The following is a 23224-nucleotide window of genomic DNA, read 5'->3' on the forward strand; positions in this document are numbered from 1 at the left end:
ACAATTTATATATTGGATTTTCATTGAAGATATATATGATTTTTTTAGTCATATATTTTTGTTTAACAATTAAAAACTTTCATATTCAAAAGTTATATTTTCATGAAGTTGTATTTTTACTGTTTTATTTCATTTATTGTTTAAGTGGAATTCTTTCTATGTATTTAAATGCTAGTATTCGTATGATTTTTGGCGTGCTACTCGTTTTAGGATGCTATTTTATAATGAGGAATTTATTGGGCAATACTGAAATAGTGGTACTTGAATCATCTATTGCTTATGTAGGAGTAGTATTTAATGTTGTAAGTCTAATACTCTATATAATCGGTTTACAATACTTTAGTTTATACGGTGGAGAAGAGAGAGAAATTTTTGCTGGGTTATTAGTGGATAGAGGATATCCACGGTTAATTGGATTGCTAGATGATCCTAACATTTTTATTTTCTATAATACAATATTTTTTATGTACTATATGACGAATTTACAAAATATCACTAACATCCTAGGGTTAATTTTATGTGTTACGACGAGTTTATTAACCTTTTCAAGGGGCGGTATATTAGCGCTTGTACTTGTCGTTTTTGTATATATATGTATGTCTAGTTTCGCCAAAAAAATAAAAATAATTATGAGTTTAGTATTGTTTAGTGTAGTTATTTTTAGTTTATCGAATAGTGTAATGGGGGGCCAATTAGATGACATATTAAATAAACGAATTTCTGATTTTTCCCATGATAATGGAAGTGGTAGATTTACATTATGGGAAGCTGCTTTTAAATATTATTTATCTAATCCATATATTGGAATCGGCGCTTTTAACTTTTCGAATTATTATGAGTATCAATTTAATGAAAAATTATATGTACACAATACATTTTTAGAAATTTTGTCTGAATCGGGTACAATTGGTTTTCTTCTATATAGCGCGTTTTTATTCATATTAATGTTCAAGCTAGCGCAGCATACTTTGTTTCGTGAAAAACCATACCTTCTATTGACTATGATTGCATTTTTATTTCAGATGATGTCATTGTCACTCATTATTAACGAAGCGTTCTTTTTATTTTTAGCAGTTGTTGTGAAGTATATTTCAATATATGAAGGAAGGGGAAAGATAGATGGTAAAATGTCTATCAGCACATAATGAGCCGCCTTATGTTTCTGTAATAACACCTTCTTATAATAGTATACGATTTATAGGTGAGACAATTTTATCTGTACAGAATCAATCGTATGAAAACTGGGAAATGATTATCATTGATGACTGTTCAACCGATCAATCTGCCGCAAAAATTAAAGAGATAATAGAAGGAGACTCACGAATTAGATTATTATCATTAAAAGAAAATGTCGGTGCTGCTAAAGCTCGGAATTTAGCAATCCAAGAGGCGAGAGGAAGGTACATTGCCTTTTTAGATAGTGATGATATATGGTTGCCGCATAAATTGAAGACACAATTGTCATTTATGGAAGAAATGAATATTGCTTTTTCATATGCGTCGTATAGTTTAATTGATGAAAATGGTAATGAACTAAATCGTGAAGTGAGTGTACCAAAATCTGTTGACTATCATTATTTAGCAGGAAATACAATTATCGGGTGTTTAACAGTGATGATTGATCGCGAAAAAATTCCGTATGTTGAAATGCCTATTATACAGCCGGAAGATACAGCGTTATGGCTGAACTTATTACATGAAGGGTATGAAGCAAAAGGGATACAGCAAGTATTAGCAAAATATAGAATTGTTACAAATTCTGTTTCTAGAAATAAAATTCGAGCAGCTTTCCGGTATTGGAAATTGTTAAGGGAACAAGAACGACTGAATTCGGTGCAAATTTTTTACTATTTTAGTAAGTATGCTTATCATGCTTATAAAAAAAATAAAATCAATGTAGTTGGGAAGACGCGATTATGAATATACTGTTGATGACAGATAAATTGATAACTGGCGGAGCCGAGAGCTATTTCTGTAAATTGGAAAGTAATTTGCGTTATGAGGATTTTAAGATTTATACAGCTGCAGGTGATGGAGAACTATATGAATCTCTTACTAGAAAAGAAAATTTTATCTTACTTAGTCGATGGAATCATTTGAGAAATATTTATTATTTACGAAACGAAATTTTTAAACGAAAGATAGAACTTATTCATGCAAATAGTTTGCGAATGGTATTATATGCTTTTCTACTTCAAAAGTTTATTAAAAAAAAGATGAAAATTGTTTATACAAAACATAATGTAACGATATTAGAAAAGAAAATGCCAACGCTTTTTCGGTATTTCATGAATAAATATGTGAACAATATTATTACAGTAAGTGAGTTTGAAAAGAATAATTTAATGTCAATTCATGTAGCAGAAGAAAAAATAAATACAATTTATAACGGTGTCGATATTGACAAGTTTTTATTCCAGCAGAAAAAGAAAGAATCTACATATAAAATAGGGATATTAGCTAGATTATCCAAAGAGAAAAACCATCAACTATTTGTCAAAATTGCAAATGTGTTGAAAAAGAGAAGTGATTTTATGTTTTATATTGCTGGTGATGGACCAGAGAAAGAATCGATTATGAAAGAAATAGAAAAATATGGATTGCAGCAAAGAGTGAAGATGCTAGGGAATATTTCAGAGCCGCATGAGTTTATAGGGAATATGGATGCCTTACTTTTATTATCTTTTCGTGAAGTGTTTCCAATGGTAGTAATTGAAGCGATGGCTACAGGGACACCCATTGTTTCAATAGATGTTGGTGGAATACATGAAGCAGTAATAGATGGAGAATCAGGTATTTTGATATCTGAATATTGTGAATCTGAATTTGCAAGTGCACTTGAGGAACTACAAGGGAATGAAGAAAGGGTAAATGATATTAGATTGAAAGCACGAGAAAAAGCAGTGAGGTATTTCTCGTTAACTAAAATGATAGAAGAAACGAAAAATATATATGAATTAAACAAATGACCGGGTAGGTCGTTTGTTTTTTTTATTATAGAAACTTTTAAGAGAGAACTCACATATTATATGAAAAAGGTAATATGAGGAGTGAGTTTATTTTGTCAGAATATATTTCTTCCCAAGAAGATTGTGCGCCAGAAAGTAGCGTTCACATTGATTGTTTTGGCGCAGTTCCGAACTCAGGAAATGATAGTTCATTAGCAATCCAGCAAGCTATAAATTATTGTGTAGCGAATCGAATTTCGACGGTTCGAATTACAGGGTTAAATACGTACAAAATTGCAAAACCGATTGTTATTAAATCAAACGTAAGATTAGAGTTGGATCCTACCGTAACGCTGCAAATTGATGGAGATTTTAATGCACTTGAGCTGCAAAGTGATGCTTCAATAACTGGTGGTACTATTCAAGTTATAAATCCATTGTTTCAATCTGCTGTTATTTATGTTTCTGGTTCACAACAAATCGAAGTACCTAATCAATCTGTTATATCAAATATAAATATAATAAATACAACTCCATCGTATAAAGGAAAAGCTATACATTTTTATTGTCAAAAGGCATGGGATTATATTAGTTTCTTTCAAGTTAAATTTATTCAAATTAAAAACTTTCAAACTGCAATATATTTGAAAACAGAGTATATAGATGATATCAATACACCTTGCTGGATTAACGCCAATGTATTTCAATCTATTTTTATTGATGGGTGTGGGTATGGGATTGAAGTCGATGGAAATAGTGATTTGCCAAATGAAAGTTCAGGAAATACGTTTCATGATATTCAAGTGCAATGTAGACAACAAACGAAAAAAGTAATTCGTTGCTCAGGTGCGTATAATACATTTGATTGTATGATTTGGGATACGTACCGGATGAGTAGTGAACAGATTGTCATTGAATTTTCTTCTAATTCGCATCGTAACTACCTTTTTTCAAATTTACTTTCTACAACTATTGTAGATAAAGGACAATACAATGTTTGTAAGTCTACCTATGAAGAATCTCTTCGAATTCAGTTACCGATTACGTTAAATAAACCACATTTAATAGGGAATCAAGATGATATTTTAGTAAACGCTCAGCAGAAGTATACGATTAAGCAAGTAAGTGGGAAAGTGCCTTACGGGGGGAATCTCGCAAATTGCTTTAATTTAATAGATGAACAAAGTGTAAACTATATTGACGTTCCAGATAGTAATCCAGTTGTAATTGAACTGGATTTTACGAAAAAACCAATACAAATGTTAAATTGTTTTGGAATGTATTTTGGGTGGGGAGAGAGCCCAAAGAAAATTAAAATTGAATATGCATTAAGCGCAACTGGAAGTTGGGTTATCGCGTTGGATGTTCCATTAAATGTTGGCGATACAATTATATCGAATATGAAGGCGAGTCAGTTATATAAAGTTAGAATTACATTAAGTGGTTATTCTCAAGATCATAAGCGTTTTCGAATTAATCGTATTTTTGCAAGGTCTTCTATGGAAAACGGGAACGCTTGGTTAGCGACAACTGGTGGAAGAATGTTTGGAGATATTGAAATAGAGGCAAGTAAAGGTATAATCATGAAGACTGCTAGTGGAGTGAAATGGAAAGTTACTATTAATGAAGCTGGCCAACTTATTACGACTAAGATAACTTGAGATGTTGTTTAATTGTATATCCTTGGACGAGTTAAAACGTAGTGGGATATAGGTAATGAAAAAGAGATTGTAATTTGGTTTCAACCAAACTACAATCTCTTTTTTGTTTCAATTACTTCCACCAAATCCAAGTCCAAAGGTAATTTCGTACATTTCGAGGAGTAATGCGAATGAAGCGTTCACCGTCAAAGAAGCAATTTAAATTTGGAAGTGTTTCATCTGGATTTTCTGGAACAAAAGTGACGATGTTTTCGTTACTTGTAACGGTTACTGTAATTGGTGGGTCGGTAGGCGAGACTTGAAGTTGTAACGAAATATTGGCCGTATTTTTAAATTCATTATTAACAGGTGGACTTATTACTTGTACTGTGAATAATACGATAATTGTTTCGTTTGGTTCCAAATTAGTGGCAACTAGGAAACCGATATTCGGATTCGCTAGTGGAGAGCGTTCACCGTTAATAAAGACAGTGCCGTTTATAAATTGTAAACCTGCTGGAATGGTATCTTGTAAAGAAATATTTGAGAGTGAAATTTTGGAATTATTTGTAATTCGTACCGTGTAATCAAAATATTGATTTAAATAAGCTGAGCTGACGGAAGCATTTTTCGTGACTGTTACAGTTATAAATTGAATTGGTATACGAACGATATTTGAATTAACAATGAAAGTAATAATTGGATCCTGTGGTGTCAATTGAAAGGCAGCGGTAACTGTTGCAGAATTTATAATTGTACTGTTTGAAGGAATAGAAGTTACGAGAACTTGAAATGTTATAGTTGCTACTGAATCTGCAGGTAAAGAGCCGATATTAATACCAGTGTCTGGACGAACATTTGGAACGGGAGTACCGTTAATTGTTACGCTGTTTTCTATAAATGTTGTACCAGCTGGAATTGTGTCTATAACAGAAGTACTGATTGTCGGAATTGGGGAGTGATTAAATACCGCTAATGTGAATGTAATGATATCTCCTATAACGACAATAGATTTGTCAGCTGTTTTTTTAATGTCAACCATCGGATCAACGACTGTCGTTGTAACGGTATTTGTTTGCTTTGTAACTGTATTTATTTGCTTTGTAATCGTAATAGGTGGTTGGATTGGACCGACAATAGGCGTATAGGAAATAGTAGCATCGTTATTGATTGTAGATTGAAGAGTAGAAGAAGAAATTGTCACTTGGAATGTAATAATAACAGATTCATTTGGAGCAAGATTTCCTAACGTAATACCATTTTCCGGATTCGCATTAGGTTGATTGATTCCATTAATCGTAACACTACCAATAACAAATGTCGTATCTGCTGGTGCTGTGTCTACTAAAAGAAGGTCTTCGATAATGATATTACCATTATTAGTAATCGTGATGGTATACGTTAAAGTTTGACCGGGTAAGGCACTTGTGAAATCAACAGCTTTTATCGCAATGACATTATCATTTTGGACAGTAGTTGTGACGGTGTTTGTTGTAGTCGTATTTGTAACAGGTACGTTATTTGGGTTGACTATATAGTTAAAAGTAGTAATTGCGTTGTTGTTTAGTTCATTTGGTGTTGGAATAGAAGTCACAGTTACTTGGAATGAAACGATAGCGTCTCCACCTACAATTATAGTACCAATTGGTATGCCGCTTACTGGATTCACTCCTGGAAGAGTTTCTCCGTTTACAATGACGCTATTTTCTATAAACGTAGTACCTTGAGGAATAATATCTTGAATGATTACATCATTTACTGCAACATTACCGGTTTGATTTAGTGTGATCGTATACGTTAACGTATCACCAACCGTTGCAAATGCAAGGTCAACAGCTTTATTACTATTCAAATTTGCGTGATTAATTTCTGTTGCGGCAGCTGATGAAATAATAGTTTCGGTAATAGGTGGTCGATCTGGTACCGTGTATTCATATTCAATTGTACTCGTGTTAGTGATTGGATTTGTTTGTGGAATCGAAGTAACCCGTACTTGGAATAGAATGGTTGCTGTCGTATTAGGTGGAATGGTATCAATTTGTATACCGTTAAGAGGGTTGTCATTTGGCCGAGCGTTGCCGTTCACGATAACACTATTCTCTATAAAGCTCGTATTTGCCGGGATAATATCTGTAACAATAATGTTTTCGACTTGTATATTTCCGTTATTTATGATGGAAATTGTATAAGGGATGATAGTTTGTAAGTCAGCATATTGGATAGGTGTTGTTTTTGTCGCAATTACATTAGCGGAAATAACTTCAGTGAAGGTAATATTGCTAGTCGATATTTGTTCTTCCACGTTTATTGTATAACGAGAAGTTGATTGATTTTGAACATGACCGCTAGCAGGAAGAGCTACGACGGTAACAGAAAATGTGACTGGGATAGAAATGTTAGGAGCAATCGTTCCCACAAGTATACCTACACTTGGGTTGGCGTTAAGCTGAGGAATGTTATTTACTAAAACGCTACCGCCAATAAAGGTTGTTCCATCAGGTATATTGTCTGTAAATACAACAGCAGTGGCATCCGTATTCCCTGTATTCGTTAAAGTTGTTGTATAAGTTAAAATGTCACCAATCGTTACAGAGGTTAAATCAACAGTTTTAAGTGAAACGATATCAGCATCATTAATTTGAACGAAAGTAGTATTGGAAGTAGTAGATTTTTGAATTGGTGCAAAGTCAGGATTGAAAATAAAGTCGTAGGCGATGTTTGCAGTATTAGGTGTTGGATTTACAGTAGGTAAATTCGTAACGGAAACTTGGAATGTTATTGTAGCCATTTGACCTGCTGCGACATTAGGAATGGAAAAGCCGATATTCGGATCTGCTGCAGGAAGTACAGTATTATTAACTATTACACTTCCTGGAATAAATACTGTTCCATCTGCTATAGTATCTGTAAAAAAGATGGAGTTAGTTGTAGCCGATCCATTATTTTGAATGAATACTGTATATTCAATGGTTTCATCAATAGTAGCTAATACAGTATTAGCAGATTTTGTAGCAATAAGAATAGCATCAATAAATTGTATGTTTGTAGCATTGGAAGAGGTCGTTTCTGAAATTGGTGGTGTGCTTGGGTCTGGTCGATACTCATAGTGAATGACGGCGATATTATTAATGTTATTTTGTGGCGGTATAGAAACTACGCTTACTTGGAACGTAACAATAATCGTATTATTTGGAAGAATTATATCAAGATTGATACCGGTAATTGGATTTTCGTTAGGTCTTGGTACGCCATCTACAAGAATGCTATTTGGAACGAATGTGGTGCCAGAAGCAATTGCGTCAAGTAGGAGAGTATTTGTAATAGGTATTGTACCGGCGTTTGTAACTGCGACTGTATATGTGATGATTTGACCGATACGTGTAATGGATCTGTTAGCGGATTTAATTGCACTAACATTTGCCGTTCGCACTTCAGTATTTACTGCATTTGATAACGATCTACGCTGAATAATTGGAGAACTAGGGTCAATTTGGTATTCGTACGAAGTGTCTGAAATATTAATGACTGTATTGCCCTCTGGTATATTTGTAAGTTGTACTTGGAATGAAATAGTGACTGTTTCATTTGGTTGTATCGTGCCGAGAGTTACTCCGTTTTCAGGATTCACGCCAGGCTGAATTACATTATTTATTGCTAAGCTATCTTCAATGAATATAGTACCTTCTGGAATGTTATCAATGAACACGATATTGTTAGCCGGAACGGTTCCTATATTTTGAAGTGTATTTGTGTAGGTAATCATTTGCCCGATTGATACGAAATTTACATCCGCACTTTTAACAGAAATAATATTTGCATTTTGAAGTGATGTTGTAACAATGTTAGAATTTGCAGAGCGATTTACTGGTGGGGCTGTAGGAATACTTACATATTGGTAAGTTGCTGAAGATTGATTTACAATTTCAGTTTCATTCGGTGGATTATTTGTTTGCACTTGAAATAGTATCGTTTTGGAACTGTTTGCTGGAATTGTTCCAATTGGTATTCCGTTTTCAGGATTTACACCTGGCTGAAGGACACCGTTAATTGTGACACTATCGGGAACGAATGTAGTCCCAGTTGGAATAGAATCTGTGAAATCAATATTTATTGCGTCAACATTACCGATATTTTTCACTTCAGAAATATAAAGTATAGTTCCACCGATATCTACAGTTGTTGGATTGGATGTTTTTGTAATTGTCAATTGTGCTTGCACGAAATTTGTAATGACGATATTACTAGTAGATGTTTCAGTAATAGGCGGTTGCCCTGGGTCTGGTTGGATTGTATATGTTGTATTGGATTGATTTGTAATCGATTCTTGCGAGAATGAATCGTTAATAAGAATTTGGAACGAAATAAGATGAGTAGCGTTTGCTACTAGGGTAGGCAAAGTAACACCTACATTTGGATTGGCACCAAGTATAGTTGTTCCATTAAGTGTAAAACTATTTTCTACGAATGTAGTATTTTGGGGAATAGTATCTGAAAATATGAGATTAGTAGCTGGAATATTTCCGGTATTTTCTAGTGTTATCGTATAAGTCAAAATATCACCTGTTGTTGCTTGTTGTGCATTGACTCCTTTTAAAGAAAGGATAGTCGCATCTGAAATTTGTGTGAAAGCGGGATTAGACGTAATTGTTCGAGAGATGATAGGAGCAGTTGGATCGGCGATAAAAGTGTAGTCAATACGGGCTGTATTAGAAATTGGGTTCACGCTTGGAATAGATTGAACGATAACCTGGAATGTTACAGTGACGATTTCTGACGGTGTGATGGAGTTTAATGGTATTCCTACGTTAGGATCAGCATCTGGAACGGAAACGCTATTAATAGTTACGCTATTCGGAATAAAGGCAGTTCCTTCGGGGACCAAATCTGTTAAAGTAACTGTATTTGCAGTAGTATTTCCGTTATTTTGAACGACTACTGTGTAAGTGATTGTACCGTCAGTAGATTGTACGAGAGAATCTGTACTTTTAATTACGGATAACGATGCATCAACAACAGCTGTATTAACCGTATTAGACGAGGATGTTGCTGTAACAGGAGGTTGACTTGGATCGACAATATACGTGTAACTTGTAAGTGCTTGATTTATAATTGCTCCTTGTGGTGGAATAGAACTTGCAAGAAATTGGAATGTAATAGTAGCGGAATCACCTGGTGCGATAATACCAACGGGAATACCGAGAGTTGGACTTGCATCTGGAAGTGAAATCCCGTTGAGCGTAACACTATTTGGAACAAATAATGCTCCTTCAGGAACTCCGTTAATGAGTAAAACAGAGTTTGCAGGGAAGTTTCCAGTATTCGTTAATGTTGCTGTATACGTAATTACATCCCCGATAGACACAATTGAACGATTTGCTTGTAAAACAGTTGTAACAGTCGCGTTATTAATTTGTGTTGAAGCGCTATTAGAATTTATCGTGCCTGTAACAGGAGGAGAGGCCGGATCAACGATGAATGTGTATTGAATAGATGCTACGTTTGTAATCGGATTTGAAGGTGGAGTTGATGTAACTATGACTTGGAAAGTAACGGTTAAGGAACTATCCGAGCTAATTGTTCCGATATTCACTCCGTTATTTGGATTTGCACCTGGAATTGTACTCCCATTTACAGCAAAACTATTTTCAACAAAGGTTGTTCCTGCTGGAACTGGGTCTGAGAAATTTACATTCGTAGCGTTTGTATTGCCGCTATTTTGAATCAAAACTGTATAAGTGATCGTATCTCCAATATTTGCAAAGGCTGTATTAGCAGTTTTTACAGCTGAAAGTATTGCTGTATTAATAGAAGTAACGAAGACATTCGTTTCCACATTGCCAGGCTGAGCCAGTAATGCATTGCCTACGTTATATTGGAAGTTAACAAATCCTAAGTTTTGGAGTTCAGGTGTGAACGTTGTTGGATTACTTACGATTTGTACTTGGAATATGATTGTAACAGTTTGATTTGGATTGATTGTATTTATGCCAACACCGTTAATAACCGAAGCGGATGGTAATGGAGTGCCATCAACAATAACTGATCCTGTAACAAATTGTGTCCACGATGGTAAAGGGTCTGAGAATATAGCGTTGTTAGCAGGAATATTGCCTGTGTTCGTAATAGTCGTTGTATACGTAATCGTATCACCAATCGTTGCAAAAGTTTTATCTCCTATTTTAATAGTATTTAAAATAGCACTTTCAATTTTTGTTGTAACGTTGTTAGAAATAATATTTTTTGAAACTGGAGGATTAGCTGGATTAACGATATGTTGAAAGCTAACGCTAGCTTGATTAGTAATTGGATTTATAGGCGGAATTTCATTGGCGATAATGTTAAATGCTACGATGACAGATTCGTTTGGCGCGATATCACCGATTGGAACGCCTGTAATGATATCTGCATTTGGGATGCTAGTTCCGTTCAGTGTAAAGCTATTCGGTTCAAAGGAAGTTCCGTCTGGAATAAGGTCGGTAAAAATAACATTCGTTGCACTCACATTTCCGCTATTTGTAATTGTAACGGTGTAGGTAATATCCTGCCCGATATCTACCGTAGATACATTTGAATTTTTTTGTGCAGTAAGGATAGCGCTATTAATTTGTGTTGTCGTTGTATTAGATTGATTGGAAGTTGTAATAAGTGGCTGGCTAGGATCAACGACATAATGGTATGTGGTAGAAGCAGAGTTAGAAATGGGATTAAGTGTTGGAAGTGTAATAACAGTTGCTTGGAATGTAACGATTGCCGTATTACCACCATTAATGGAACCAATATTTACACCAGTTGATAAATCGGCGTTTGGAATGGTTTGCCCATTAGCTGTGAAACTATTTGGAACGAAACTTAAATTGCTATCAAGAATATCGATAATAGTTACATCAGTTGCGGTCACATTTCCGGTATTAGGAAGGTTAAGTGTAAATGTTATTGTATTACCAACATCCGCAAAAGTAAGGTTTGCTGTTTTGGTACTAATAATAGTTGCGTTGTTTATTTGAAGGAGTGTAGTGTTGGAAGTAGCTGCACTTGAAACGGGAGGATTAACAGGATCAACAGTAAATTCATACGTCGTTGCTGCTGTATTTGGTGCTGGATTAATAGGTGGAATGTTGTTCACCACAACTTGAAAGACGATACTATATATTTCATTAGGCGGAAGTGCTGCAAGTAATACACCGGTATTTGGATTCGCGTCAGGTTGTAAAACACCATCAACAGTTAATGTGTTAGGAACAAATGTGAGTCCGCTCGGTAATACATCCGTGAATACAATGTTGGCTGCATCTGTATTTCCTATATTCGAAATAGAAGTAGTGTAAAAAGCAGTTTGCCCAATATCTGCAAAGGAGACACTTTCATTTTTCGTCATGGATAATATAACTTCGTTAATTTGTGTTGAAACAGGATTACTAATTGAAGTTTCTGCATCAGGTGGTGAGACTAATTGATACGATGTTGATGAGACATTTACAATTGGGTTTTGGTTTGGTAATGATGTTACAGTAACTTGGAACGAAACTGTTACTGTAGTCCCGGCTGTTATTGTCCCAATATTCACACCGTTCGATGGATCCGCCCCACTTTGAGGAACTCCATTAATAGAAAATGTGTTTGCAATAAATGTAGTGACGCTTGGCACTGTATCTGTAAATATAACATTTTGTGCAGATGAGTTTCCATTGTTTGTTAAAACGACAGTATAAGTGAGTGTGTCTCCAATACGACTAAAGGATTTATCGACTTGTTTTAATGAAAGAATGTTAGCTGTATTAATCGTAGTAAACACTGTGTTTGAAGTAACGTTTCTTGAAACAATCGGTGCATTTGGATCAGCGATAAATGTGTAAGAAGCAGTAGCGGAATTGGCTACAGGATTTTGGTTTGGTGTAGAAGTAGCAGTAACTTGGAATGCGATAGATATTGAGTTGTTAGGAGCAATTGATCCGATTGTTATACCTGTATTAGGATCGAGTCCGATGTGTGTACTGCCATTGATTGTGACACTATTCGGAATGAAAGTTGTGCCGTCTGGAATAAGATCAGTGAAAGTAATATTCGTTGCATTTGTATTGCCATTATTCGTTAAAATGGTTGTATAGGTAATATTATCACCTAGTGTAACAATTGTTTGATCGACCGATTTTACCATCGTTATCATAGCATCTAGTACCGGGTTTGTAACGATATTCGTTGAAGTAGAAGTTGTAATAGGAGCGGCACTTGGATCAACAGTATAAGAGTATAAAATTGTATCGTTATCCATAATTGAACTTGAAGGAGGCACAGAAATAACATTTACTTGGAAAGTAACGGTTACTGTTTTACCAGGAGCGATATTTGGTATAGTTACTCCGAGCGCTGGCCGTGCACCAAATTGCGGTATACCATTGATTGTGAAAGAATTTGGTATAAATGTAGTGTTAGCTGGAATAGCGCTTGTGAATGTAATATTCGTTGCTGTTGTATTTCCTGTATTTGTAATAGTAGATGTATACGTAATCGTATCGCCAACAGAAATAATGGATTTATCAGCATTTTTTGTGGTAGTTAATATTGCGCTATTTATTGTCGTAGTAACGGTATTCGATGAAGCAGTTTGAGTTATAACTGGTTGATTTGGATCGACAATATGCTGAAATTGTACAGAACTAAAATTAGAAATTGGGTTTATACTTGGAATGTTTGTAACAAGTACATTGAGAGTAATAATGGCCGTTCCACTCGGATTTATATTTCCAATCTGAATCCCGTTAGTTGGATTTCCGATTTGCTGTGTACCAGAATCGTTTGTAAGAGTGCCAGATATGAATGTTGTTCCATCAGGTAAAGTATCCGTAAAAATTATATTTTGTGAAGTGACATTTCCAGGGTTACTTAATGTAATCGTATAAGAAATTGTATCGCCAATTGTAGCGAAAGTTTTATCTACAGATTTGATTGCCACGATTTCCCCAGAGTTTATTTGTGTCGAAACCGGATTGGACGTCGTACTTCTTGAAACGAGTGGCAAGTTTGGGCCTGTCATAAATTGATAATTAATGGAAGCACCGTTTACAACCGGTGAGTTTGGTCCGCCTGGTCCAATTGTGAAAATTGGATTTGGAATGCTAACTACTTGCACACGGAAGGTAACATTTATAAAATCTCCTGCAATAATATCTCCAATTGGTATCCCGTTCGCTGGATTTACTCCAGGTAATAAAACTCCGCCTACTCGAACGCTATCTTCTATAAATACTGCGTTATTTGGAATCGGATCTGTAAAAATGATATTCGTAGCAGTTGTGTTTCCTACATTTTCTAATAAAACTGTATACGTTAAAAATGAATTTCCAGGTGCTATGTCAGAAAATAGCCGATTCACACTTTTCGTTGCTTGAATAATCGCTTCGTTAATTTGAACTAAAGTTGGATTACTTGTAGCTGTTTCTGTCACCGGCGGCTGGGTAGGATCAACAATGATCGAGTATGTCGTGCTAGACTGGTTCAAAGTTGGATTTGTAACTGGTATTGAGCCAACGATAGCTTGAAAGCTAATTGTTGTCGTTCCTCCAACTGGAATTGAGTCTAAAGAAATCCCGCTATCTGGTCTAAATCCAAGTTGTGGGATGGTATTAATTTGTACGCTATCAGGAACGAATGAAAGTTCAGGTGGTAATATATCGATAAAAACAGGTGTGTTTGCGGTAGTATTTCCGCTATTGGTGAGGGTAGTTGTATACGTAATTGTATCTCCAACAGCAGCAAAAGCACTGCTTGCAGTTTTTGTTGCGATAACAGAAGCAGTATTTACTTGTGTAAAGGTTTTATTAGATTGAACTGTTCGTGAAACTGGCGGTTCATTTATATCTACAATAAAGCTATATTGAAGCGATGATTTATTCGGGATTGGATTAGGGTTTGGAAGTGTTGTAATGTTTACTTGAAAACTGAGTGTAGCAGATGCATTTGAATTCAAGTTACCAATATTGATACCGTTTTGTGGATTTGCATTCGGAACGGTTACACCATTTATCTTAAAGCTATTTGGGATAAAGGTAGTACCGTTTGGAATTGTATCAGTAAAAATAATGTTGTTCGCAATAGTATTTCCGTTGTTTGTAACAGCTGAAGTGAATGTAATTGTATCACCAATTGTAGCGAAAGTTGTACTAGCGCTTTTATTTATTACTAAAGTAGCGTCAATAATTGGTGTAACTGTTGTATTTGTTACGGTGCTACCAACAGCAGGAGATTGGTTTGGATTTACGGTATATTCATAATTTACAAGAGCATTATTTGTTAATGTGCCACTAGGTGGTATCGCTAAAATTTGTGCTTGAAAAGTAATGAATACAGTATCTCCTGGCGAAATATCTGCCAAGTGAACACCAAGTGATGGATCTAATCCTGGTTGTGGAACATTATTGATAGTTACGGAGTTCTGGATAAATGAAGCTCCTGCGCCAAGCCCATCTGTTAAAACAGTTGCACTAGCAGGGATATTACCCGTATTTGTTACTGCAATCGTATAGGTAACAATATCACCAATTGCAGCTGTCGGTGTATTCACAGACTTAGTAGCGACAATAGTAGCGTTATTAATTTGAGTTGTTATTACGTTACTTAACGTATTGGCGGATGCTGGAGGTAAGTTAGGATCTACGACATACTGGTACGTTGTATTACTTTGGTTCGGGATTGGATTTGGATTTGGGATAGAATTTACTTGTACTTGGAATGAGATGATTGTATTTGCATTCGGATTTATTGGGTCGATTGCAATTCCGCTTGCTGGATTGACATTAGGCAGTGTATTCCCATTTACAGTAACACTATTAGGAATAAACGATGTCCCGTTTGGAATTACATCTGTAAATATTACATTTGATGCAAGTGTGTTCCCATTATTCGTTAAAGTAGTCGTGTACGTAATAATATCATTTACGTTAGCAAACTGTTTATCTGCAGATTTAGTAGCGGCAATTGAGGCGTTATTAATAGTTGTCTGTACAGTGTTAGAAGCAACCATCTGCATCACAACAGGTTTGGATGGATCATACGTATATTGGAATGTTGTGCCTGATTGATTTGTAATTGGGTTTACAGCAGGGATAGTTGGTACAAAAACTTGAAATGCAACGGTGCGTGATGAATTCGCTCCTATCGTACCAATTGAAATGCCGGTGGCAGGATTTGCGTTAGCTACAGGGACATTATTAATCGTTACAGTATTAGGAATGAAGAGGGTACCCGCTGGAATGATATCTGTAAACGTTACATTAGCAGCAGGGATATTCCCGTTATTTGTTAAAATAGTTGCATATAGTATGACATCACCAACATCAGCGAAGTTTGTGCTTGTGAGTTTTGTAGCAACGATATTAGCAGTATTAATTTGTGTAGTTACTATATTGCTAGCAGCGTTTCTAACGAGAGCAGGTAAGTTTGGATCAGCGATAAAGCTATATTGAAGTGAAGCGCTGTTTTGAATTGGGTTTGGTGAAGGTAGCTCATTTGCACTTATTTGAAAAACAATCGTTGTAAAACCACCTGAAGGAATGGAGCCGACTTGAAGACCGGTACTAGGGTCTTCACCTTGTTGTAAAGTACCACCTATAAAAATACTATTTGGTACGATAGTGGAGCCATTAGGGATTATATCGGTAACAATAACATTATTTGCTGTAGCATTGCCAAGATTAGCTAAAGAAATTGTATATGTGATTGGTTGCCCGACGTCGGTGATAGTTAAATCTACTTCTTTGACAATAACAACATTTGCTAAATTAATTTGTGTACTTACAGTGTTACTTACAGATGTTTCTATAGTTGGTGGATCGCCCGGATTTAGAATAAAGCTATACTGTGTACTAGATGAATTTAATGTTGGATTTTGTGTTGGTAAAGAGGTGACGGTTACTTGATAAGAGACGGTAAGTGAACCGTTAGCAGCAATGGAAGGTAGTGGAACACCTATATTTGGATCTGCGTTATTTTGGAGTACACCATTAATAAGAAAAGTGTTTGGAATAAAGGTAGTACCGTCTGGATTCGTATCTACGAAAGTAGGACTATCAGCAGAAACACTTCCTGCATTCGTCAAAGTAACAGTATAAGTTAATATATCCCCTACGGTAGCGAACTCTCGATCCACTGTTTTGGCTGAAATGACATTTGCATCGTTTACTTGAGTAAATGTAGTGGTTGAAGTAGTGTTCTTACTTACAGGTGAAGTGTTTGGATCAACGATAAAGTTATAGGAGATGGAAGCGCTATTTGAAATAGGGTTTGGATTTGGAATGCTAGTTATTACTACTTGGAATGAAGCTGTAATTGTAGTATTAGCATTGATGCTACCAATATTGATGCTAGCTGGTGTAACGCCTGGCTGAGTAACACTGTTAACTATAACGCTGTTTGGGACAAAAGCGGTTCCATTCGCAATTGAATCAGATAGTAATACATTGTTCGCTGCAACATTTCCATCGTTAGTAAGAGCAAAGGTGTAAGTTAATACATCGCCAACTTCCGCAAACGTTTTATCTACAGATTTATTAACGTGGAGATTTGCTAGTCTAATTGTTGATGTAACAGAATTAGAATTTGCTGTTTTTGAAGTCGGTGGCAAACTTGGATTTACAGTGTAAATATAAGAGGCGAAAGCATTATTAATAATAGGGTTTTGGGCAGTAATGTTAATGACTGTTACTTGAAAGGATAAGGTAAAAGTAGCTCCACCAGGAATTGTGCCGATAGGTAAAGCAACGAGAGAATCTACATTCTGCAAAACTCCGTTTAGTGTTACAGTACCAAGAGTCAATATCGTTCCGTTTGGAAGTGGATCTGTTAGTTGAACGTTATTAGCGGCTGCATTTCCACTGTTTGTAATAAGGATTGTATAACTTATCGTTTCGCCAATTGTGGCAAATTGTTTGTTAGTTGATTTTGTTAATGTTACATTCGCATTGTTAATTTGAGTGGAAACGAGATTAGAAGAAATGTTTTTTGTAACGGGAGATTGGCTAGGGTTGACGGTATATTGATAAGAAGCGCTTGATCCGTTAGATACGACATTTGACGCGGGTATTGTGTTTACTACTACTTGAAATGCAACATTTTTTATTGTGCCGCTTGGGATGGATCCAATGTTCACACCGCTAGCGGGATTTGCGCCCACTTGTGTCGTGCCATCTATTGTTAAACTGTTTAGAACGAAAGTTGTTCCAGTAGGAATGACATCCGTAAAAATAACATTGTTCGCATTTGTATTACCTGTACCTGTAAAGGAAACGGTGTACGTTAGTGTATCACCAATATCTGCAAAATTTTTATCTACTGCTTTTGCCATTGTTACAGTAGCGTTATTCACTTGAGTAGATACGATATTGGTCGTATCAGTCCCACTTACTGCAGGTTGATTTGGTACAGGAATGTATTGATATGTTGTTGTACCACTATTTAATATTGGATTTGTTTGGGGGATAGAAGGAACAAATACTTGAAATGAAATAGTAGTAGTAGAATTTGCAGCAATTGATCCAATTGATATACCATTAGCGGGATTTGCGCCAGCTTGAGTAACTCCGTTCACAGTTACACTTCCTGGAATGAAAGTAGTCCCGCTAGGAATCGGATCCGTATATATAACATTTGTTGCAGCAATATTTCCTATATTAGCTAAGGCAATACTGTAAGTTAATGTTTCACCAATATCTGTGAAAAGTTTGTTAACTGATTTTGTTCCATTAATATCTGCCAGGTTAATTTGTGTTCCAGCAGAATTGCTTGTTGCAAGACCGTTAAAGGTTGTTCCTCCAGCGATAGGTGTATATTGAAATGTAATATTAGCAGTGTTAGAGATAGGATTTTGACTTGGAAGAGAAACGACAGTAGCTTGGAAAGTTACTGTGCGAGAAGTACCATTATTAATTGTTCCAAGAGATATACCAGCTGCAGGATTTGCATTTGTTTGTGGTACGTTATCTACTGTTACAGTGCCGGGTATAAAAGAAGTACCGTTAGGGAGGCTATCTATAAAAATAGCGTTATTGGCAGGAAGAAGCCCGGTGTTAGGGATAGTAACTGTATAAGTGAGAATATCTCCAATTGCAGCAACACTTTTATTTACGCTTTTCGTTGCTTGTATATTTGGGGAGTTTATATTAATTTGTAAGCCAACTGTATTTAACATATATGCATCTCCGTTAGTAGTTAAACGGATTGCGGCGGATACTTGTGAGTTTGTTAAATAAGGAGAAATATCAATAGAAGTAATATCCCAGCCCTGTCTTCCAGCGGAGATGTTTGTACTTGTAGAAGCACTTTGATTTCGCGTTCCAAATGTCCCAGTTGTATCTAAGTTTCCTGCAGCATTATTAACTTGAGAACCGAAGAAATTATTTACAGCATTATTTGGCCCAGATAAAGCATTTAATGAACTGAAATTTGTTCCAAATAATGCTTGATCCCCTATTAAATCTGCATCTCCTTCAATAGAACTTAAAAATAACCTCCCGCTTACAGGTCCTCCTGAAGGTGTTAAAAATCCAGAAACAGCTACATCTGCACTACCAGTTTCTGCAGAAACACGGTTACCAGCTACATAAATGGTTAAGTTTCTTGCTGGCAATGTCCCGTTTTGATAAGCGACGATAAGCGTCCATCCAGCCGAATTAATTGTTCCATTAGAAGCATCTATAGGATCTACAAGTCCAGGAACCGCGCCTGTAGTATAGGAACCAGAACCTCCCGCTTGAATAAGGGTTGTTACGTCTGCTGAACGAGTGTAAAAGCCAAATGTAATAGAGTTTGAAACGAATGTTTGGTTTGAAGCCGTAACAGCTGAAGGAGTAATCGAGTATGTTGAAACAGGTGTTGTAAAAGAAACTGGATTTCCTAATACACTCGTAATGTTTTGATCACGAGATAAATAGTTTCCACCCCAAACGAGTTCTGCGTAAAGAATAGTACTACCAGCAGGGATATTTAAAATGGCGGTAGAACTATTTTGTGTATAGTTTAACGTTGTACCAGCAGGAAAAGTAGGTACTTGTAAAGCAGTATTCGTAGTTGCGAATGCACCAATTGCCCCGATTGTACCAGCACGGTTTTGATTGCTGATTTTACTTAAGCCTAAAGTATTACCTGTAATAGCGAGTGCGCCGTTAGTGGTGGTAGAAAATCGATTCGTAATGGGCATGTTGTCACCTCATTTACAATATAGTCTTGGTCAAAATAACATATGTGTGTGACAAATAAAGGGAAACATGTACAAGTTGATTTAGTAATAATGATTTAAATGTCTAGATAAGGGGATGGAGTATGAGTGAATTAGAAATTAGGTTGGAGTGTCTTAGGGAAGAACAAATAGGCGATATTGTATCATTATCTTCTTATATTGGGTGGGATTATAACAGGGAAGAAGTTGAAACAATTTTTAACTCAGGTATTGTATACGGCGTATGGAATGAGAGAAAGGAACTTATTGCTAGCGCAGCAATAATATTATATGGGGAGGCGTTGGCATCTATCGGAATGGTAATTGTACATCCAGATTATAAGGGAAGAGGAATTGGAAAGATGATAACAGATTCATGTATTAAGAGTGTACTAGCTCATACTCCCATTATGTTGATTGCTACGGATGAGGGAAAGCCTTTATACGAAAAGTTAGGATTCAGGGAAGTAAGCTATGTTTCTAAATATATATGTAACTCGTACAATGCGAATAATTATTGTATAGAAAATGAAGATTATATGATGAATTATGAAGAGTGTGATTTAGAAAAAATAATAAAAATAGATGAAAATGCGTTTGGAACAAATCGAAAGGTGTTTTTAAAGAAAAGGATTATGCAAAGTGAACAATGCAATGTTGTGAAAGATAAGGAACAAAATGTACTAGGATATGGTTTGAGTATACAAACGCTAGAAAATAAAATAATAGGACCAGTCGTTGCTAAAAATAATGCGATGGCAATGAGAATAGTACATGATTTAGCAAGAGGGCATAATGGAAAATTAAGAATGGATGTACCAGAAGGAAAGAACGATTTTATGAAAGAATTAGAGATTGCTGGTTTTAAAAAGGTGAATACACCACCAATTATGATGAAAAATAGTAATCGGTTATTAAAAAGAAATGGTGAACTATATAGTATTGCAGCGCAAATTTTTGGATAAAAAAAGAATCCTTTTAAATGAAGGATTCTTTTTTTATCCCGCTATTTGCCGGGCAGTAAGACTCCCACCCAAAAAATTCAGCGGAAGCAAAGAAGTTAGGTGGGGGATCAACAAACCACCACTGATTAAAGTTTCACTTTATCCAATTTAATCACGATATTGGTCATGAGTTGGCTGAAAGAGGTCTTCCTCGATATCTCTCACCATAGAAAAATTATCAACGTTATAATGACCGTGTAAAGTTTTATTGTGATGACCAATAATTTGTTCTGCAGACAATACGTTAGAATCAGTTGTTGAATGCCCGTTTTTAATTAATGTAACGTCAAATCCTTGTACAGTTGCTGTCCTAACGGCAGTGTCAATGCAATGTTCTGTTTTACATCCGCCTATAACAATATGATTAATGTTTTCTTCTTTTAAAAGCTCAAGTAAAGAAGTGCCGTAGAATGAATTGGTTGCTGCTTTATTAATAAGGATTGCAGATTGGGGTACTTGAATTTGATTATGTACTTCAAATCCTTCGCCACTACCAGAAGCAACATCGATATCTCTTACGAAAACAATAAGAGCATTTGAATCTATTGCTTTCTGCAGTGCTATATTTAGTGTAGATAATAGCTCGGTTTTACGAAAAACTGCATTTTCTTGCTCATTTCCATCAATTAATTCTTGTTGAGCGTCGATAATTAATAGTGCTTGTTTCATCGTGTCTCCCCTTTAATATGAAATAAGTTCCACTTTACATATTCCTTCAGATTGTTAGAAAATCCTCCATTGTAAGCGAAGTAGAAGATTGATTTACAAAGTTGTCAAAGAAATTTCATTCTCATAGCGTGTAAAAACATGTATGATAGGAGATGGAGAATTTTTGAGTAGGTGGGAATAACATGCAAACAGTAGAAGATTATCTTTCATTCTTACATACGAAAGGATTTAAATTATCAGAGGAAGCGCAAGGGTTTATTATGTTCGGACAAGGATATACTGGTGCGTCTGATGGGATTGTGAACGCAGCAATAGAAGCGACAATTAAACATCAATTGCAGTTTGATGGTAGTTATTTCGTTGCGTTATTAGAACGATTGAAAGAAGAAGAAATTACAGATAAAAAAAGCGCTAAGGCTTTTATGCGGAAGTTACAAGCGTAACTTCACGCAGCCTGCGCTTCTTTTTTTGTTTTGGAAGGTAATTCAACAAAAATCATGCCTAGGAAAATACATAGACATCCGATAATAGCAGAAATAGAAAGTTGTTCATTTGCAACGAGAACGCCTGTTAAGGCAGCAAAAACGGGCTCCATTGCGAAAATAATTGCTACTCTCGTTGGAGAAGTGTGTTTTTGTGCCGATGTTTGAATGAAAAAAGCAATAGATGTTGCAAACAGGGCAGTTAGAAAGAGTGCGAATAAAAAGGATTGATTCGTCCATAGTGATACTGAAAATAACTTTTCCCAATCTTCAAACAAGAAAGCGCAAATAGAAGAAAATATACCAACAGCTAATACTTGAGATGTGCTTAATAATAAAGGTGATATTTTTTTAGAAAAGAAGCCGTTAATAAGAATATGGGCAGCGAAAGCGACTGCACAACCGAGAACAAGTATATCTCCTATATTTAATTGGAAAGAATCAGCAGCTGTTAATAAGTACAAACCTGTTGTAGCTACAGCAATACCAAGTACGATGAAAATGGTAGCTTTTTGTTTTAAAAAGATAAATGATAAGATTGGGACCATAACAATGCTTAGCCCAGTTAAGAAACCTGCTTTTGAAGATGTTGTATAGAGTAAGCCAAATGTTTGCAATAAATAACCGACAAATAAGAAAAAACCAACGATTATCCCTGCCGTGCTACTATGTTTTATATCTTGTTTTGAAGTTTTTTGTGAGAAAATAATTTGAACGAATAATAAAATAATTCCAGCGAATAAAAAGCGAATACCATTAAACGTAAATGGACCAACGAAAGACATAGCGTTTTGAACGACAACAAACGTAGCTCCCCAAATAAAAGAGACAAATAATAAAGCAAGAGGAGCAATCCACTCTTTTTTCACACTCATACCCCCGTTAATTTTGTAAGATAGCTTTTCTAGCTAATTCATCAGCTACTTTATTTTGACTACTTGGAATCCACTTAATAAAAAAGAGATCGAAGTTTTTTATGTACTGCAGCGCTTCATCTAAAAGAGGTGCAAATATTTTATTTTTTGCGTATTCCTTTTCAACAGCCCGTTCGACAAGCTGGGAATCTGTACGAAAAGAGACAGTGCTATAATTATGCTCGATGCAATATTTTAATGCTAGAAGTAAAGCGCGGTATTCTGCTTCATGATTGGACATTGTTCCAAGTGGTAATGATAATTGTACAGGTGGCTGAACGCCTTTAATAAACACTCCTGCACCAGAAGGACCAGGATTTCCTTTTGATGCACCATCAATATATACTTCAATCAAAATGAGA

General features: G+C 35.7%; 10 protein-coding genes. 6 read left to right on the top strand and 4 right to left on the bottom strand.

The features are described 5' to 3' along the window. The 4 genes from ACO6VI_RS09785 to ACO6VI_RS09800 form a co-directional block, all read left to right on the top strand. On the top strand, positions 1–1145 hold a 1145-nt coding region (locus tag ACO6VI_RS09785), incomplete at its 5' end, for an O-antigen ligase family protein (RefSeq protein WP_422423254.1). Further along, positions 1120–1920 (top strand): glycosyltransferase family 2 protein, encoded by an 801-nt coding sequence (locus tag ACO6VI_RS09790; RefSeq protein WP_088020772.1) that lies wholly within the window; start codon positions 1120–1122, stop codon positions 1918–1920. The genes ACO6VI_RS09785 and ACO6VI_RS09790, both read left to right, overlap by 26 nt. Then, positions 1917–2969, top strand: a complete 1053-nt coding sequence (locus ACO6VI_RS09795) for a glycosyltransferase family 4 protein (RefSeq protein ID WP_088020773.1) — start codon at positions 1917–1919, stop codon at positions 2967–2969. The genes ACO6VI_RS09790 and ACO6VI_RS09795 overlap by 4 nt, the downstream gene beginning before the upstream one ends. 92 nt (positions 2970–3061) lie before the next feature. After that, the gene (locus tag ACO6VI_RS09800; RefSeq protein ID WP_140157237.1) at positions 3062–4609 is read left to right on the top strand and encodes a hypothetical protein; all 1548 of its coding nucleotides are present in this window, start codon (positions 3062–3064) and stop codon (positions 4607–4609) included. 112 nt (positions 4610–4721) lie between these two features. On the opposite strand, the gene ACO6VI_RS09805 is transcribed toward ACO6VI_RS09800, so the two are convergent. Beyond that, a complete protein-coding gene (locus tag ACO6VI_RS09805) occupies positions 4722–19775 on the bottom strand; it encodes a DUF7507 domain-containing protein (protein WP_422423255.1) in 15054 nt (5017 codons plus the stop codon). Between the two features lie 122 nt (positions 19776–19897). On the opposite strand from ACO6VI_RS09805, the gene ACO6VI_RS09810 reads away from it, so the two are divergent. Continuing rightward, positions 19898–20758, top strand: a complete 861-nt coding sequence (locus ACO6VI_RS09810; protein ID WP_161519757.1) for a GNAT family N-acetyltransferase — start codon at positions 19898–19900, stop codon at positions 20756–20758. 147 nt (positions 20759–20905) lie between these two features. Here ACO6VI_RS09810 and ACO6VI_RS09815 read toward each other — a convergent pair whose 3' ends face one another. After that, positions 20906–21466 (bottom strand): cysteine hydrolase family protein, encoded by a 561-nt coding sequence (locus ACO6VI_RS09815; protein WP_000806310.1) that lies wholly within the window; start codon positions 21464–21466, stop codon positions 20906–20908. Positions 21467–21648: 182 nt separating this feature from the next. Between ACO6VI_RS09815 and ACO6VI_RS09820 the strand changes: the two genes are divergently transcribed. Then, positions 21649–21909 (top strand): DUF6123 family protein, encoded by a 261-nt coding sequence (locus ACO6VI_RS09820; protein ID WP_001195212.1) that lies wholly within the window; start codon positions 21649–21651, stop codon positions 21907–21909. Positions 21910–21911: 2 nt separating this feature from the next. Here the strand turns inward: ACO6VI_RS09820 and ACO6VI_RS09825 are convergent, their stop codons facing one another. After that, positions 21912–22817, bottom strand: coding sequence for a DMT family transporter (locus ACO6VI_RS09825; RefSeq protein WP_000712599.1), 906 nt, complete (start codon positions 22815–22817; stop codon positions 21912–21914). Positions 22818–22830: 13 nt separating this feature from the next. Continuing rightward, on the bottom strand, positions 22831–23217 hold the full coding sequence (locus tag ACO6VI_RS09830; RefSeq protein ID WP_000573877.1) for a reverse transcriptase-like protein: 387 nt from the start codon (positions 23215–23217) through the stop codon (positions 22831–22833). Positions 23218–23224: the final 7 nt, after the last annotated feature.

The sequence above is a fragment of the Bacillus sp. PSXD-155 genome, from assembly GCF_049310765.1.
Lineage (GTDB): Bacteria > Bacillota > Bacilli > Bacillales > Bacillaceae_G > Bacillus_A > Bacillus_A cereus.

Bases quoted from the DNA above. Each gene is read 5' to 3' on its own strand.
- ACO6VI_RS09810 (WP_161519757.1), top strand. From the start codon at position 19,898: ATGAGTGAATTAGAAATTAGGTTGGAGTGTCTTAGGGAAGAACAAATA.
- ACO6VI_RS09820 (WP_001195212.1), top strand. From the start codon at position 21,649: ATGCAAACAGTAGAAGATTATCTTTCATTCTTACATACGAAAGGATTT.
- ACO6VI_RS09805 (WP_422423255.1), bottom strand. From the start codon at position 19,775: ATGCCCATTACGAATCGATTTTCTACCACCACTAACGGCGCACTCGCT.
- ACO6VI_RS09795 (WP_088020773.1), top strand. From the start codon at position 1,917: ATGAATATACTGTTGATGACAGATAAATTGATAACTGGCGGAGCCGAG.
- ACO6VI_RS09815 (WP_000806310.1), bottom strand. From the start codon at position 21,466: ATGAAACAAGCACTATTAATTATCGACGCTCAACAAGAATTAATTGAT.
- ACO6VI_RS09790 (WP_088020772.1), top strand. From the start codon at position 1,120: ATGGTAAAATGTCTATCAGCACATAATGAGCCGCCTTATGTTTCTGTA.